The sequence below is a fragment of the Flavobacterium chilense genome, assembly GCF_001602525.1.
GTDB lineage: Bacteria > Bacteroidota > Bacteroidia > Flavobacteriales > Flavobacteriaceae > Flavobacterium > Flavobacterium chilense.
On record NZ_LSYT01000001.1, the window covers coordinates 993,869 to 1,010,631 of the forward strand.

The following is a 16,763-nucleotide window of genomic DNA, read 5'->3' on the forward strand; positions in this document are numbered from 1 at the left end:
ACAAAGGTATTTTTATTTAATTTCAAAAATCCTGATGAACTTTTTCTCTAATTTTTTCCGTCTTCTTTCTTCTTTCCATTTTGAATAGAAAATAACAAAAAGTAAAAACAAATTCACAATGGTAGAAGCTCTCCTAAGTCCTTTTGCAAATAGAATAAAAAACAGATTAATTACTATAAGAAGGATTATAGGTGAAAATTTTGCCCAGATCGATTGTAATTTACTGTTTGGCTCAACAATATAATTTACCTGAAGCCTGTTATCAATATTTTTATAACTGCCTCTTACAATAAAAAATGTGGGTGATGTTGCTGAGTTTATAGTTAAACGAAAACTTTTGTCATCAAAAAGCCCATAAAAAGGTTTTAATCCGCCAAATCTGGGAAAAATTCTAAACAGACTTAAGTTTATTTTTAAAGAACCAATTTCAGTATTGTTTTTTAATCTTGCTCTGAATTCAGCTATACTTAATTTTGATTCCATTCAATCAATTTTATATTCTTCTAATAAGTTCTTTTACTCTGGCAAAAACATAATTTGCTTTTTCATCAAAAACAACCATATCAAAATCGCTGCTTCCTTCAGTAAAATGACCTTCTTTTTTGGTGTCCGAATATACTTTTTCGAAATACAGATCCCGTTTCTTAATCCAGTCCTGCTGTTCTTTTTTCAATTTCGATTGTTCTTTAGAACTTAGCTTAAGCTTTAAATTTTTATACGAAATATTGAGCAGACTATCGGATTGATTGTAATATTCAATTGAGCAATTTTTCATGCCATTTCCACTGTTTAAGCAATGCTGATAAGAGGATTTCAATTGATTCACTGTTTCCATTGTTTGTGCATTACAATGAAATGAAAACAGTACAACAAACACCAGTATCGACTTTTGTATCATAATTGACATTCAGATTTTATTGTTATTACATGTATTTTCGAAATGGCAATATACTCAAAGTTTCTATTCGTTTTTATTTTTTATTGAGCCGTTAACAAACTTTTAAGCTTTTCATTCAAAGCATTTCCATGAATGTTTTTGGCAAGGATAATTCCGTTTTTATCAATCAAAAAGTTCAGCGGTACAGATTGTAATTTGTAATCGCCAACAACGGGAGAACTCCAGTATTTTAAATCACTTACTTGTGTCCATGTCAGTTTTTGTTTGGCAATTGCAGCCAGCCAAAGTGGCTTTTTGGTATCCATCGAAACGCTGTAAATAGAAAACTTACCTGCATAAGTATTGCTTAGTTTTATCAATTCCGGTTGTTCTTTGATGCATGGTCCACACCACGATGCCCAAAAGTCGACCAAAACAATGTCTCCTCTTAAAGAAGAAAGTGCTACTGAATTTCCTTTTGTATCCGGAAGGTCTATTTCTGGTGCAATATCTCCAATATCTGTACCTACAACCTGTGCTTTTAAACTGGTTATAACACAACATAAGAATCCTAAAATAAGTAATGTTTTTTTCATAATTGATTAAGTTTATTTGTTTGGGGTTAACGTTTTAATCTCGTAAAGGCAAATATAAATTTTCTTTATTAAATCTTCCGGTATTTAATTCAACTTCACTCTTCTCCATCATAAAATTATGCTAAAAACATTTCTTTAAATTGGTATATCGGGAAAAGTCGATATATTTGCAGCATGGAACCAATAGAAATTTTTAAAGCACTCTCTAACAAGTCCAGACTGCAAATGCTGGAATGGCTAAAGGAACCCGAAATCAACTTTCCTGGTCAGCTGGAACATGGCGGATTTGAACATGGGGTTTGTGTGGGACAAATTCAGGCCAAGGCTGGTCTGACACAATCAACAGTTTCTGAATACCTGTCTATTTTACAACGTGCCGGATTCATCGAATCTAAACGTGTTGGACAATGGACTTACTATAAACGCAACGAAGGTGCCTTTGAAGCACTCAGTAACTTAATTCAATCTAATTTGTAAATTACTATGAGTACAAACAACCTGTTTTCGCCATTTAACTTAAAAACGTTAAATCTTAAAAACCGAATCGTAATGGCGCCAATGACGCGCTCATTTTCTCCAAACGGAGTTCCAACTGACGAAGTAGCTTCTTACTACCAAAAAAGAGCTGAAGGTGAAGTTGGTTTAATATTATCTGAAGGAACTGTTATCGACAGACCTTCGTCATCAAATGATGCAAATGTTCCTCACTTTTATGGAGATGAATCTCTTAAAGGCTGGAAGAAAGTGATTGATGAAGTTCATGCTGCCGGAGGTCAAATGGGACCACAAATCTGGCATATGGGAATTATGGACAATCACCACTCAGGATGGGTTCCGTCAGTACCTTTTGAAGGTCCGTCAGGATTAAACCGACCTGATTTCAGCAATGGAAATACAATGTCTGAAAAAGATATTGAAGATACTATTATTGCTTTTGGTAAAGCTGCCGCTGATGCTAAAAGATTAGGTTTTGATACGATCGAAATTCACGGTGCGCACGGTTATTTAATCGATCAGTTCTTTAGAGCCGAAACAAATTTACGTACTGATATTTACGGCGGAAAAACATTACCGGAACGTAATCGTTTTGCTATTGAAGTGATAAAAGAAATCAGAAAGCAAGTGGGTAATGATTTTGCTGTAATTATGCGATTTTCTCAGTTTAAGCCTTCTGATTACAATTATAAACTGGCTAAAAATCCACAGGAGTTAGAAACCTGGCTTACACCTCTTGTTGATGCCGGAGTTGATATTCTACACTGTTCACAACGTCGTTTCTGGGAACCTGAATTTGAAGAATCTGATTTGAATTTTGCAGGATGGGCTAAAAAAGTAACCGGAGCTCCAACTATTACAGTAGGTTCTGTTGGCCTTTCGGGAGATTTCTTTGGCGCATTTGCAGGAGAAAGTTCTCAACCAACTTCTTTAGAGGAATTAAACAGACGTTTCGACAGAGGCGATTTTGATTTAGTTGCTGTAGGAAGACCTCTTTTATCTGATCCAAACTGGGTGGCTAAAATCAAAGCCGGAAAAACAGATCAATTGAAAGGTTTTAGTAAAGAGGCTTTAGGAGCATTGGTTTTAGAATAAATTTTATAAAGGTTCAAAGAGGCTAAGGTTCTGAGGGGCAAAGTTTTTTTGAATAGCATAATTAAAAATTTTATCTTTGCGGTCATGAAATTCCTTAACAGCATATTACGCCTTCCTTTTTTCAGCACTTATTATCATGCAATAATACTTGCTCGGAAAGGCTATGCATATAATTCAACGTATTCACGATTGTAAATTAAAAGAATAAATTATATATCAACCTTAAAGCCCGGGCATTTTGTCCGGGCTTTTTTATTTTCAAAAAAATGGAAACAATTCAAAAACTTAAAGAAAATGTAGCAATTTTTCTGCCTGAAAATGGTCTGAAGGAAAAAATAAATCTAGCTGAAAAAGAAAACAGAAAATTAATTATCAAACTTGGTTTTGATCCAACTGCTCCCGATTTGCATTTGGGACATGCCGTTGTTTTGAAAAAACTAAAACAATTTCAGGACCTAGGTCATCAAATTGTAATCGTAGTAGGAAGTTTTACTGCCAGAATTGGTGATCCTACTGGAAAAAACAAAAGTCGAAAACCATTGAGTATTGAAGAAGTAAAACACAATGCCGAAACTTATATTTCGCAATTGTCGAAAATTATTGATGTTGAGAAAGCAAAAATCGTTTTTAATTCAGAATGGCTGGATGAACTGTCTTTTTCTGAAATAATTCAGATCATGTCAAATGTTACAGTTGCTCAACTGATGCATAGAAATGATTTTAACAAACGATTTACAGAGAATACACCAATTGCAATGCACGAGTTGGTTTACCCAATTTTACAGGGTTTTGATTCTGTTAAAATCAATACTGATATAGAAATGGGTGGCACAGACCAGTTATTCAATTGTACGATGGGAAGACAATTACAGGAAAATTTCAACATGCCAGGGCAAATTGTAATGTGCATGCCATTGTTAAAAGGTCTTGATGGAAAAGAAAAAATGAGCAAATCATTGCACAATACAATTGGATTAATCGATGAGCCAAACGAAATGTTTGGGAAAACAATGTCGATTCCTGATGATCTTATTTTAGAGTTCCTGGAATTAACAACCGATTTTTCATTAGAAGAAAAACAAGAAATCAAAAAAAGACTGGAAAATGATAATCCAATGAAAATTAAAAAGTTGATTGCGAAGAATATTATCACTCAGTACCATGATAAAAATAGCGCCGAACAAGCTGAGGAATTCTTTACTAATCAATTTCAAAGTAAAAATTTGGAGTCAAAATCATTTACCTCGATTATGATATCTTCTTTAAAAAATGAAAAGAACGAGATGACCTTAATTAATCTTTGTTCTTTAATTAAAAATGACATTACGAAATCGGCCAACAGAAGATTGATTGAAAGTGGCGCAGTTCAGATTAATAATGAAAAAATCATAAATCCATTCGAAATAATTGCATTAGAAAAGAAAACAAAAATCAAAATTGGAAAGAGAAATTTCTATGAACTATTATAAAATATAAAAGGGATAAACAATTAAGTTTATCCCTTTTTTGAATGTCTATAACTAACAAAATTTAGAAATTCAATATTTTTCGAAAAATTCAGCGTTACAAAGATTCAAAGTAATAATTTTCAACTCTGAACCTTTGCCTCTCTGCACCTTTTGAACCTTCTTTTACAAAGAAACTTTTCTTTTTTGAAATTTATTCTGAAGCCATTTGCGTACAGGTTCATCGTACAATTTCAAACACAGATAAGCGATGGTAATACTTGCAAGTAATACCCCGATTCCCGGAAGATAACCGTCTTTTAATGGAACTTTATTTTCTATTACCCAGCCCATATACCAATAGATTAATGGATAATGAATAATATAAATTGGGTATGAAATATCTCCCAGAGCTTTACATATTTTAACAGACACCGGATTCTTAATCTCTCCTCCTGCTCCAATTGCCACAATTAAAGGGAATAATAGAATAATAGCAATTGATTCGTATAAACCGTTCATCCATAAGCTGTTTTCGTCACCAATTCTTGGTATCGAAAAGATCACAATTATCATAATACTGCAAATCCAGAAAGCGCCTTTTACGTGGATCAGTTTTCCTAAACGCGAAAGTAAAACTCCTGCAAAAAACGGATATAGTAAACGGGTAAAACCAACATTCATTTGTTCCAGATTTAAAGACCAGCCGCCAATAACATCTCCTTTTGGTCCAAAAACAGTATAATTAATCAACATTGCTGCAAATATTAAAACAAAGAATCCTAAAACTTTATTCGAGAATTTACGAAAGATTAAAGCATATAAAATATTAGCAATGTATTCAAAGAAAAGTGACCATGCAGGTCCGTTAAGCGGATGCATTTCGCCCCATCCCCTAATTTCCATTGATGGCGGAATTGGAAGCAATGTAAATCCGATTACCATGGTTAAAAGTAATTTCCAAACCGGCATAGTAGCGATTTGAGGAAAAACACTTGATTCCTGAAAGTAATAAAAAATGGCTCCCAAAACCATTCCCATAATAACCATGGGCTGCAAACGAATTAAACGTCGTTTGTAAAATTCCCATTGGGTTAGTTTTCCCCAACGGTCATCATAAGCATAGGCTACAACAAATCCTGATAAAAGAAAAAAGAAATCAACAGCAAGATAACCGTGATTCATAATTTGTTTAAATCGGCTTCCTTCATTAAAAGCTTCAAAAATGTGAAAAATAACAACCAGAACTGCGGCTACTCCTCGTAGTCCGTCCAGAATTTCATAATGTTTTTTAGGTTGAATGTCAATAGAAGTTGAACTCATAAAGTTTTTTGGTGGTTTAAAGGTTAGTTTTTGGTGAAATGTGAAATATAATATTTGTCTCTTTTCAATTAGCAATATACATCTTTCAATTTACTTTTTGCGTCTTACATTATTGATGATTTTTAAGCCATTCTAATCTGCGTTGATCCGGCAAATGTGTTACTTTGAAGTTCTCAAATTTAGCTTCAAAACCTTTCCCATCTGGTGATGCTGCCATTAAACCTACCATAACCGGTGTATTATCCTGTAAAGGTGCATTTCTCGTCAGGATGTAATTTTTATCATCATACGAAAAGAAAACCTCAACAGCATCTAAACGTCTTACGACTTTAATCCATACAAATGGTGGTGCTTTGTCTAAAGTTGTTACGCTCCAATCGCTTTTATCATGCGTTACAACTGTACTAATATTAAATTTTCCGTCTACAAATTCAACTCCGGTTTTAATATAGTTTTTCTCGTCGATGCGAAGCATTAATCCCATCTGATCAAAACGGGCGATATAATTTCCGGTAATTTTTACTTTGGCTTCAAATTCTCCGCCATAAGTAGCGTAATAAAACGGAGCATCATCAACAGTGAATCCGTAATGCGAAATTCGCCAGTAATCACTGTTTGCCGTTACATTCATAATTAAGGCATTGTTTTTAATTTCCCATTTTTCAGGTTCATTAAACCATTGCATTTTATTGAGGCTTTGCGCCGAAAGGTTTTGCGCTAAAAACAAAGTGATAGCACCAAGTATAACTTTTTTCATAGTAATTAAACAATTAAGGTGTTTTTATATGAACCATTAAGATATTAAGCTCAAAATCTTAATTAACTTAATATCTTAATGGTAAAAAAATTTAAACGGTTAAACTCATAAAAGCAAAGCTGCAACTTTTTACACTTGCAGCTTTACAAACCAACCAATTTAGAAATAATAAAATTATTGTAGTGAGAAGCCCACTTTAGATTTTATATCTGTAGAAGATGCTCCAACGATAGCTTCAAAAGCTCCCGGTTCTGCAACCCAGTCGTGTTTTTTATCATCAAAAAAGCTTAAAGCAGTTTTATCGATTGTAAAAGTTACTGTTTTTTCTTCTCCCGCTTTAAGCGAAATTTTCTCAAATCCTTTTAATTCTTTAACCGGACGTGGTAATGAAGATTTTAAATCGCTGATATAAAGCTGAACGACTTCTGAACCTTCTCTTGATCCTGTATTTTTCACCGTAACAGAAAATGTAATCTTGTCGCTTGCTGCCATTTGTTTTTTGTCAGCAGTTACTTTTCCGTATGCAAAAGTCGTGTAGCTTAATCCGTGTCCAAAAGAAAATAATGGTTTTACCTTTTGTTTGTCAGCCCAACGGTAACCTACAAAAATCCCTTCGTTATATTTTACTTCATCTCCACCAGGAAATTCTCCTAAAGCGTGAGCTCCGTTATCTGATAATTTAACCGGGAAAGTGAATGATAATTTTCCTGAAGGATTTACATCTCCAACTAAAACATTAGCCAAAGCATTTCCTGCTTCTGTACCTAAAAACCATCCTTGTACAATTCCCGGAACTTCTTTTACCCACGGCATTGCCACAGCATTTCCTGAAATATTTACAAAAACAATGTTTTTATTTACTTTAACTAAGTCAGCAATTAATTTATCCTGACCATATGGTAAACCTAATTCTTTACGGTCATGTCCTTCTGCATCCTGATTATCGCTTTTATTTAAACCTCCAATAAAAAGAACGATATCAGCATCTTTAGCTACTTTTAGAGCTTCAGCAGTTAACTCTGCTGGAGAACGTTTGTCTTCTAAACTTACTTTTGCTACTACTCCGTTATAATTACTGGTTGGATCTCCAACATAACCACGGGCATAAACGATTTCAGCCTGGTTTCCAATTCTTTTCTTTAATCCTTCAAGAGGTGTAATTTCGTATCTTGCTTTTAGTGAAGAACTTCCTCCTCCAACAGTCATCATTTTGATTGCATTTTCACCAATAACAGCGATTTTCTTTGTTTTAGAAAGATCAATTGGTAAAATGTTATTGTTGTTCTGAAGTAATACAATTCCTTCTTCGGCAATCTTACGACCAGCATCTGCATGTTCTTGTGTACCAAAAGATCCAAACGGACGGTTTCTGTCCATTGTTGTCAAGAAAGATAAACGTAAAATACGACGTACTTTTTCATCTAATTCTTTTGTTCCCACTTCGCCTTTACGAATCATTTCTGAGTATGGTTTTGCCAGGTAATAGTTGTCATAGGCATTACTTGTTCCCCATGAAAGTCCGTTTGTCCATGAGCCAAATTCCATATCCAAACCATTGTAGATAGATTGTTTAGTATCACTAACACCGCCCCAGTCTGAAACCACAACTCCTTTAAAGCCCCATTCTCCGCGAAGAATATCATTAAGCAAAAATTCGTTATGACAACATTGCTGTCCTTTATATCTGTTGTATGAACCCATAATTGCCCAAACATCACCTTCCTGAACGGCAGCTTTAAAAGCAGGCAAATAGATTTCGTATAAAGCACGATCATCAACAATTACATTTACTGAGTTACGTTTTGTTTCCTGATTATTTAAAGCAAAGTGTTTTACACAGGCAGCAACTCCGTTTGCCTGTACTCCTTTAATATAAGGAACTACCATTTTTGCAGCAAGAAAAGGATCTTCTCCCATATATTCGAAGTTACGCCCGTTTAATGGTGTTCTGTAGATGTTTACTCCAGGTCCTAACAATACATTTTTATTACGGTAACGTGCTTCTTCTCCAATTGATTTGCCATATAAAGAAGATAACTCTTTGTTCCAGGTTGAAGAAAGTGCGGTAAGAGCCGGAAATGCAATACAAGAATCATTTGTCCAGCCTGCCTGATCCCATTCGTCCCATTTTACTTCAGTACGAATTCCGTGTGGTCCGTCGGTCATCCAGTTTTCCGGAATCCCCAGACGTTTTACTCCCGGCGAACTAAATTTTGACTGCGCATGAATCATGGCAATTTTTTCTTCGGTTGTCATTCTTTTAAGAGCATCTTCAACACGCTCATTAATTGGCTTTTTATCATCCAGATAAACCGGAACTTTATTCTGTGCATTTACACCAATAGAGCTCAACAAAAGTAAAACAACAATTGTTTTAACGTTTTTAAACATAACTAATAATTTATTAAAGCATTTAATTTACAATCAAAGGTTGTATAGGGTTATATGACCTTTTTAATAATAGTGTAAAGCTAAAACGTTATAGTTCGTTTTGAATTTTTAAACGAAAAAAAGTAGTGAAATAAAAAATTAAACAACTGAATAACAAATACTTAATAAAAAATATAAGCCAAAAAAAGTAGTGATTTTAAAATATTTTTTCAGACTTTCAATGAAATTAAGCCAATTTTCATGACCATTTCTTCAAAATCATTTCGGGAAACTGCGGCTTTATTTCGGCCTCTGGTTCTATAGTTATAAATTGTGCTTAAGGAGTATCTCAGAAACGCTGCAATTTTTACACTGTCGTTAATTCCTAAACGAATCAAAGCAAAAATACGAAGCTCGGTATTGAGCAGTTCACCTTGCTTTAAAACAATCTGTTCTTCTTTGATCAAAAGTGCGTTGAAATCTTTCACGAAAGTGGGATATAAATTCAGAAAGATAATATCAAAGTTCTTGTACAATTCTTCGAGTTCGTTATCAACCAAAGTAGTTGATTTTAGCATTTTATAAATTTCGTCGAACTGTTTTGCCGTTGCTTTTTTGTTTAAAATGATGCGATAGTTTTCAAGTTTGTTGATATAGGTAGAACAAAGGCTGAAAAAGTGCGCGATATATTCTTCTTTAACATGATTTGATTCTGATAACTGTGCATTACGTTCCTGCAACTGATTGTTAGTTTCTGTAATGTCTTTGTTTAATTCGGCTAATTTTTGACTCGTAATGAAAAGTTCTCCCCTAATTCTGGATACTTTTTTCATTTGTTTGTAAACATAAATAATGGCTACGAGTAAAAATGCCGAAAGTAAACTGATACATAAAAGATACAATTGCAATTCGGTTTTTCTCTTGGCTTCTCTTTCTAAATAAACGGTATTGATAATCGAATATACCTCAGACATTAATAAGGTACGAAACTGAACATTACAGTAAAGTGCATCTTCGATAGCTGACTGGGTTAATTTATAAGCCATATCAACATCTCCTATTTCATAAAAAACAAGTGCCAGTTCCTGAAGTGAAGCATTATCTTTGTTGGCATTTTTTATATCTGAAGTTGCCGAAAGTGCATAATATTTCTTTCTTAGTTCTAATTGCTTTGTGGCTTCGTAAATTTTACCCAAAAGATAAGTAACCATTGCATACTGCGGATTATCATCTTTAATATCTCCAAATATCTCTAACAATTGCTTCTCTGCAACTTTAAACTTTTTGTTGGACATGATTTGCTGAATCCGCGTAATTCTATAGTTGAGTGTATTAGGCTCTAAAATGGTCACTAAAGAATCACGATATTTTTGTATTTGCTGAATGTATTTGATGTCATAACTATTGGCAGCATAATGTTCAAAAAACTCGCGATAGGCAACGTAGTAATTTTGCAATAATGCTGTTGATAATGTTTTTTTATCGATGCTTTTTAAGATAGCCTCAGATTCACGGTATTTTCCTGAAGAAGAATAAAGTGTAACTAATTCCAGATTGGCAAGGTTTAATAACTCTTTGTTCTGAAGTTCACTGGCAATTTTGAGATTCTTTTTTACATATAAAATAGCCGAATCTGAATTGAATTTTTGGTATTCAGTATATAAGGTTTTGTTGTAATTGTATTCCTGTTCTTTAGTTAAATCTGCTGATTTTATCTTTTTAAAATTCAGGATACGTTCTTCTTTTAACCGAACGTAATGGCCTTTGTTTCTAAGGGCGTCATTTAGCTTGGCTATAATAGTATCAGTGCTGTCAGATGAATAAACAGGACTTCCTAAGAAAACTAAAAAACAAAGCAACAAGTAATTTTTCAAAACGAATTTAAAGATATAATGAGACTTACAAATATAACAAAGTGATCACATAAAAGATGAATTATTTATAAGTCTTAAATTTTGCATTTTGTAACAAAAAATCAACTAAAAAAAACTTTGCTTTTGTAAATTTGATGGTCTTCAATTTTTTAATCTAAACGAAACAGATATGCCCCACTTTGTTATTGACTGCTCCGAGAATGTAATACGTTTAAAATCTGCCGATGATATTATGCAGGAAGTTTTTAACGCTGCAATGTCAACCGGACTTTTTGTTGAATCTGAAATTAAAGTGAGAATCAATCCGTTTAGTTATTACAATAACGGAAATTCCTTAAATGATTTTATCCATGTTTTTGGATATATTATGGAAGGTCGTGATACCGATCAAAAAAGTCGATTATCCAAAGCCATTGTTACATCGTTGAATACTATTTTACCTGAAGTCCCGGTAATTTCAATCAATATAAAAGATTTTGAAAGGGCGACTTATTTCAATAAAACAATGATCTGAAAAGGGTTTTAAATACTTTGTGATATAACAGAAATAACAACAACGATCTCTTGTCCTAACAAAAACAAATATCTAACTGCCAACAAATTAAGATTCAAAAACGCCTTTTATAAGTAAATTACTTTTTTGTAATAAAAAATAGCCACGAATTCACGAATTTTCAGGAAAACTAATTAGAAAAAATTCGTGAATTCGTGGCTATTTTTACTGAATGCTTCTTCGTAAAAGAAAGACTTTGACAAAGCTTTACATAAAGATTATATCTATTCTCTTTACTCTTTAATCTTTACTCTTTAATCTTTACTCTTTAATCTTTACTCCCTCATTCAAAAATATTATTTAACCGCAATAGGTGCCGCCAGACAACTCTCCGGAATATCGAAAGCATTGACTAGCGAAACAACATCTGGTCTAATATCCCAACAAAGCTGATTGACCATTTTACGGATTGCTTTGGTTTTAACTGCTTCCATATAACCATCTTCAAGATACCACGCTTTGTTTTTTTCTATCTGAGAAAGCGCATATAACTGATTTAGTTTTTTTAATATTTGTCTTGATTTTTCGTCTTCGACCGTTTTTATTGCCAGCTGAAACTGCTCCAGAACAACTCTTTCTAAATACGCCTGAGCTACATCGATCATTTGGTGTTGCACTACATTAAAAGCATCATAAGGTTCTAAACCTCCGTCTACTAGTTTTTTGATACGTCTTGCGGCAGATGCTAATATTGTTTTTTCTCTGTGAATAAAAGCCTGCAAATGAAATTCTTCGTCCAGTAAATGTTCATCATCGGTTTTGCGGGTTGCAATTGGATTTTTTTCTGTAATAGCGGTTTTGGCGTTTTCATATACATAATTAATAATTCCCAAAGACCCCATTTCTCCGAATGCTTTTCTAAATTCAGACAAACGATTTTTGGCTACCAATTGCATCAAAACGGTATTATCGCCTTCAAAAGTCGTGTATATTTCAGTATCATTTTTTAAAGCATCGATTCGGTTTTCAGACAAATAGCCTTTTCCGCCACAGGCTTCACGGCATTCTTGCAGAATATCTCTCGTACTCCAGGTCGAATAAGATTTCATTCCGGCTGCCAAAGCTTCGATTTCCTGCATTTCGGCTTCGGTTCTGTTTAGAAAACGATTCGTAAGATATTGCAATGCAAAATGAACGGCATAGGTTTTAGCCAATGGCGGAATTAATCGGCGCTGGTGCATTCTGTAATTCAAAATTGGAACTTCAGATCCGCCTTCTGGTCCAAATTGTCGTCGCTGATCGCTGTAGCGAATCGCAATTGTCAATCCGGATTTGGCTGCAGCCAAAGCAGAACGCGGAATCCCGATTCGTCCGCCAACTAAGGTTCCCAGCATGGTAAAAAATCGTCTGTTATCGCTCGGAATCGGGCTTTCGAATTCTCCTTTATCATTCACAGAAGCGAAACGATCCAGCATATTTTCTTTCGGAATTACAACCTGATCAAAGCTGATTGTTCCGTTATCTACACCATTTAATCCCATTTTGTGTCCACAATCGCCAATTGTAACGCCATTTAAGGTATTTCCGTTCGTATCCCGTAGCGGCACCACAAATGCATTTACACCATAATCATGATCGTCGATAACAAGTTTAGCAAAAACAGTTGCCATTTGCCCGTGAACTGCTACATTACCAATATACTCTTTCTGAGCATTTTTGTTTGGGGTATGAATGGTAAACGTTTGATCGTTATGATTGTAGGTTGCTGTGGTTTCTAAACCTTTTACATTTGAACCGTGATGTGTTTCGGTCATCGCAAAACAACCCGGAATTTTTAATGTCCCAATATCTTTTAGGTATTTGGCATAATGTTTCTCTGTTCCTAACGATTGCACGCTCATGCCCCAAAGCCCAAACTGAACACCAAATTTAATTACTAAACTCAAATCGTGATAACTCAGCGTTTCCATTATGGCAAAATAATCGGCTATGTTTTCTCCTCCTCCATATTGTTTTGGATAAGCCATGTTTCCGAGATTTTCTTCTGCTAAAATTTTACACCATTTGTACACGGTCTGACGATATACATTGATATCTGTCGAAGTTTCGTAAGCAAATTCAGGTCTTGAAATAACTGATTTTACTTTGTTGATTATCGCAGTTTCTTTACCATTTAAAAGTGTTGTTATTTTTTGAATATCAAAATCTGAGTTGTTTTGAAAGTTTGCCGTAAAAGAACCGGCTTTTGTTTTAAAATTCTGAAGTGCTTCTTCGCCTAAAATACCAAGATCATTTTCCAGCTTTATAAAACTTGATTTTAAAGTCGAAATATCAGTGTCTTTTTCTGAAAGGGCTTCGGCAATATCAAAGATTGATTTGATATCTTCTTTATTCTGAATACTGTTTTCTATATCTGATTTCCATTGTGAGAGTTCATTTCGCGAAGGCGGATTTGAGATGTCTACTCTTGAAAGCAGTTGTTGTTTTTCTTCGGGCGAAAGCCAGGTCAGATCATTGATAAATTTTTGAATCGTGACAAACTCTTTCTGAGTCAGCAAATCATCGGACCACACTAAATAGAATAAAGGAATAAAGGCTTGAAGTTTGATATTTTTCATAGAGAATCTTAATTTTTACTTCTGTTAAATTAAAGAAATTTCACTTAAAGTACGTTAAGATTCTCTTAATATATGCATTATGTTAGGCAGGTAATCTAAAAACGATAATCGTTTTTTATCCGTTTACTTTACTGCTCATCATGGCGCTTACGACATTAATCATTGCTTTTCTGGCTAAGAATCTCGGCAAAAATGACTGAACATAATTCATTGCTCCAACAATTTTAAAGCTTTTGTTTTTTAGAAGTGCTTTGATTCCTTGTTTAGCAACTTCTTCGGGTGTATCTGCTGTCATACCTTTTGTGTTTGCTCTTGCAACAGATTGAAAACCAGTTGTGGTATTCCCCGGACAAAGCGCCGTTATCGTCAATCCTTTTTTATGATATTCGCCATAAAGTGCTTCCGAAAAATTTAGCACAAACGATTTGCTTGCACAATAAGCAGCTACATACGGACATGGCTGTAATGCTCCGGTTGAAGCAACATTAATGATCCCGCCATCACCTTTTTTCAGCATATCCGGCAGTACCAAATGACAAAGTTTTACGAGTGCATTGATGTTTACTTCGATCATATCTTCATATTCCTGAATACTTTCATCCAAAAAATTGGTCCATTTGCCAAATCCTGCATTGTTTATCAGAATGTCTACAGATAAACCTGCCTGTTTTATTTGATTGTACAATTTGTATGGCGTATCTTTTTGCAAAAGATCACCAGCAAAAACATTTACTTTTACGTGATATTCTTTTGAAATTTTAGTAGCCAGAAGATCTAATTTATCTTCTGATCGGGCTGTTAAAATAAGATTTGTTCCTTGTTTTGCCAATTCATAAGCAAAAGCTTCTCCAATGCCGGATGATGCTCCGGTAATTAATGCCGTTTTGTTTTTTATTGTTTTCATTTTCTAGTTATTTTCTGAAGCAAAATTCAGTCATAACTAAACCATTCTACTTGACCTATGTTAGGAAATCAGTTTTTTTCTGATTCGGCTTAAACTTTCAGGTTTGATTCCAATAAAAGAGGCAATGTATTGAAGCGGTACATTTTTAATGATATCCGGATTGTATTTTAATAGGTTTAAATAGCGATCTTCTGCTGATAGATTCATGATATCTCTGGTTCGCTGCTCATTATAGATAACCGATTTTTCATAAATAATTCTGGCAAAATCTGCCCATTTTGGGCTTTTTTGGCAAAGGGTGTCAAAATTGCTTTTCGTAATGCGCAGCACCTGACACGGAGTTATACATTCGACGTTATCATGGGAAGCAGTACCGTTTATAAAGCTGTTAAAAGAAGTGATAAACCCTGACGGACAATTGATATGAGTGGTAATCTGAACGCCATTTTCATTATAAAAGATGCGTATAAAACCGGAATTTATAAAATACAGATACTTAACGGGTTTGTTTTCGATTTCTAAAATCTGACCTTTATCAAAAAACACAGGTTCGAAAAAACTTTCAGCCATGATCCTGTCTGTTTCATCTATTTTTATAATTTCCTGAATTAAATTTAAAAGTCTGTCGTGCATTTTAAAGTATGGTTTGAATTAATTTGAATAACTCTGCTACAAATTAAAGGATTTTTTATTTGACACGAATTGCACTAATTTTCACGAATTATATTTTGTAACAAAATGTAATTCGTGGCTAAAAACTTTATCTTTTCCATAAAAAAAACAGGAATGAAAATACTCATTCCTGTTCGAATATCCTGTTAAGATTCTGGTAATTTATATTTTAAACCAATAAAAAATATAAGCTACCTCACGTTATTTAGAGTCTTTGGATATTGTAGCAAACTTTTGCCTGATGGCAAAAATATGATGTGAATTAAATACTAAAACTGCCAGAAAAACAATTCCGTATGCGATAATCTGAATGAAGTTAAATGGCTCTTTGTAAAAGAACATTGCCAGAAGAAACGCAATCATGGGATTTATGTTTAAAAGCATTCCAACTGTTGAAGAATTAATTCCTGAAAGTGCATATAAATTAAGGAATAACGGAAAAATGGTAAATAAAATGGCAATGGTTTCGATACAGAAATAAAATTTAAATTCTGTTGGAACCGGCCCGCTGTAAGCCGGAAAAAAAGGCAATAAAAAGAAAGCCGCAAGGGTGATGTGGAATGTAAGGATTATAAATTTATCAAAACCTTTATTAATACGCTGACTTACTAAATAAGATGCATAAGTTGAGCCTATAATGATGCTAAAAAACATATCCATAATGTTGGTGTAAGATAAAAGCAAACACCCCGAAATACTTAATCCAACGGCTAACCATTGTGTTTTACTTAATTTTTCGTGCAGGATAAAATAAGCCAGCAAAGTGGTTAAAATTGGACAAACCAAATATGCTAAAGATGTTGCTTTTACACTAACATGGTTCATTACATAAATAAATGTAAACCAGTTGGCCATTAGAAAAACGCTTCCGCCAATATTTAGTAAAGTTGTTTTTCTTTTCTCGGCTTTTGGCAATGCTTTAAAGGTTTGAATCGCTTCTTTTACTTTTTTTCGTCTGAATGTAAAAGAGATTAGTAACATCAAAATACTACAGCTAAAAACGCGATAGAACAAAATATCTAAAGAAGGGTAATCGTGTATGGGTTTTAACACTAAGCTAAAAAATCCCCAGATTACAAAACAGGTAATGGCAGCTATATAATATTTTGTTGTTTTCACGGGGTTTTAGTTTTTTGGTTTTCTATGAAACAAATTTCTAAAAAATAAAATAGCAATACAGATACAGTTTTTGTAAATTGCACCGTAACAGTTTATTTTATGAAATCGCTGTAATTTCTTGATTA

General features: G+C 33.9%; 15 protein-coding genes. 4 read left to right on the top strand and 11 right to left on the bottom strand.

Going from position 1 to position 16,763, the window contains the following annotated elements; genetic code table 11:
* Positions 1-12: 12 nt before the first annotated feature.
* The 3 genes from A4F88_RS04145 to A4F88_RS04155 form a co-directional block, all read right to left on the bottom strand.
* A complete protein-coding gene (locus A4F88_RS04145) occupies positions 13-483 on the bottom strand; it encodes a hypothetical protein (protein ID WP_068841240.1) in 471 nt (156 codons plus the stop codon).
* Positions 484-493: 10 nt separating this feature from the next.
* Positions 494-775: a lysozyme inhibitor LprI family protein gene (locus A4F88_RS04150; RefSeq protein ID WP_162268781.1), complete on the bottom strand. Its 282-nt coding sequence runs from the start codon at positions 773-775 to the stop codon at positions 494-496.
* Between the two features lie 203 nt (positions 776-978).
* A complete protein-coding gene (locus A4F88_RS04155) occupies positions 979-1,473 on the bottom strand; it encodes a TlpA family protein disulfide reductase (RefSeq protein ID WP_068841242.1) in 495 nt (164 codons plus the stop codon).
* Positions 1,474-1,647: 174 nt separating this feature from the next.
* Between A4F88_RS04155 and A4F88_RS04160 the strand changes: the two genes are divergently transcribed.
* From A4F88_RS04160 to tyrS, 3 genes are all read left to right on the top strand, one after another.
* A complete protein-coding gene (locus tag A4F88_RS04160) occupies positions 1,648-1,950 on the top strand; it encodes an ArsR/SmtB family transcription factor (RefSeq protein ID WP_068841243.1) in 303 nt (100 codons plus the stop codon).
* Between the two features lie 6 nt (positions 1,951-1,956).
* Complete coding sequence (locus A4F88_RS04165) at positions 1,957-3,063, top strand: NADH:flavin oxidoreductase (RefSeq protein WP_068841244.1); 1,107 nt, start codon at positions 1,957-1,959, stop codon at positions 3,061-3,063.
* A gap of 266 nt (positions 3,064-3,329) precedes the next feature.
* Positions 3,330-4,532 carry a tyrosine--tRNA ligase gene (tyrS, locus tag A4F88_RS04170; protein WP_068841245.1) on the top strand — a complete coding sequence of 401 codons (1,203 nt, stop codon included), beginning with the start codon at positions 3,330-3,332 and terminating at the stop codon, positions 4,530-4,532.
* Positions 4,533-4,694: 162 nt separating this feature from the next.
* Here tyrS and A4F88_RS04175 read toward each other — a convergent pair whose 3' ends face one another.
* The 4 genes from A4F88_RS04175 to A4F88_RS04190 all read right to left on the bottom strand — a co-directional run bounded on the left by A4F88_RS04175 (position 4,695) and on the right by A4F88_RS04190 (position 10,832).
* Positions 4,695-5,831: an acyltransferase family protein gene (locus A4F88_RS04175; RefSeq protein WP_068841246.1), complete on the bottom strand. Its 1,137-nt coding sequence runs from the start codon at positions 5,829-5,831 to the stop codon at positions 4,695-4,697.
* A 109-nt stretch (positions 5,832-5,940) separates the two neighbouring features.
* The gene (locus A4F88_RS04180) at positions 5,941-6,588 is read right to left on the bottom strand and encodes a DUF1349 domain-containing protein (protein WP_068841247.1); all 648 of its coding nucleotides are present in this window, start codon (positions 6,586-6,588) and stop codon (positions 5,941-5,943) included.
* A 174-nt stretch (positions 6,589-6,762) separates the two neighbouring features.
* Positions 6,763-8,979 carry a glycoside hydrolase family 3 C-terminal domain-containing protein gene (locus A4F88_RS04185; RefSeq protein WP_068841248.1) on the bottom strand — a complete coding sequence of 739 codons (2,217 nt, stop codon included), beginning with the start codon at positions 8,977-8,979 and terminating at the stop codon, positions 6,763-6,765.
* Between the two features lie 209 nt (positions 8,980-9,188).
* Positions 9,189-10,832 carry a DUF6377 domain-containing protein gene (locus tag A4F88_RS04190; RefSeq protein WP_068841249.1) on the bottom strand — a complete coding sequence of 548 codons (1,644 nt, stop codon included), beginning with the start codon at positions 10,830-10,832 and terminating at the stop codon, positions 9,189-9,191.
* A gap of 169 nt (positions 10,833-11,001) precedes the next feature.
* Here A4F88_RS04190 and A4F88_RS04195 point away from each other — a divergent pair, with 169 nt between their 5' ends.
* A complete protein-coding gene (locus A4F88_RS04195) occupies positions 11,002-11,346 on the top strand; it encodes a 5-carboxymethyl-2-hydroxymuconate Delta-isomerase (RefSeq protein WP_068841250.1) in 345 nt (114 codons plus the stop codon).
* Positions 11,347-11,681: 335 nt separating this feature from the next.
* Here A4F88_RS04195 and A4F88_RS04200 read toward each other — a convergent pair whose 3' ends face one another.
* The 4 genes from A4F88_RS04200 to A4F88_RS04215 form a co-directional block, all read right to left on the bottom strand.
* Positions 11,682-13,943: an acyl-CoA dehydrogenase family protein gene (locus A4F88_RS04200; protein WP_068841251.1), complete on the bottom strand. Its 2,262-nt coding sequence runs from the start codon at positions 13,941-13,943 to the stop codon at positions 11,682-11,684.
* A gap of 115 nt (positions 13,944-14,058) precedes the next feature.
* A complete protein-coding gene (locus A4F88_RS04205) occupies positions 14,059-14,847 on the bottom strand; it encodes an SDR family NAD(P)-dependent oxidoreductase (protein ID WP_068841252.1) in 789 nt (262 codons plus the stop codon).
* A 60-nt stretch (positions 14,848-14,907) separates the two neighbouring features.
* Positions 14,908-15,480, bottom strand: a complete 573-nt coding sequence (locus A4F88_RS04210) for a Crp/Fnr family transcriptional regulator (protein ID WP_068841253.1) — start codon at positions 15,478-15,480, stop codon at positions 14,908-14,910.
* Between the two features lie 240 nt (positions 15,481-15,720).
* Complete coding sequence (locus A4F88_RS04215) at positions 15,721-16,638, bottom strand: EamA family transporter (RefSeq protein ID WP_068841254.1); 918 nt, start codon at positions 16,636-16,638, stop codon at positions 15,721-15,723.
* Between the last annotated feature and the right edge of the window lie 125 nt (positions 16,639-16,763).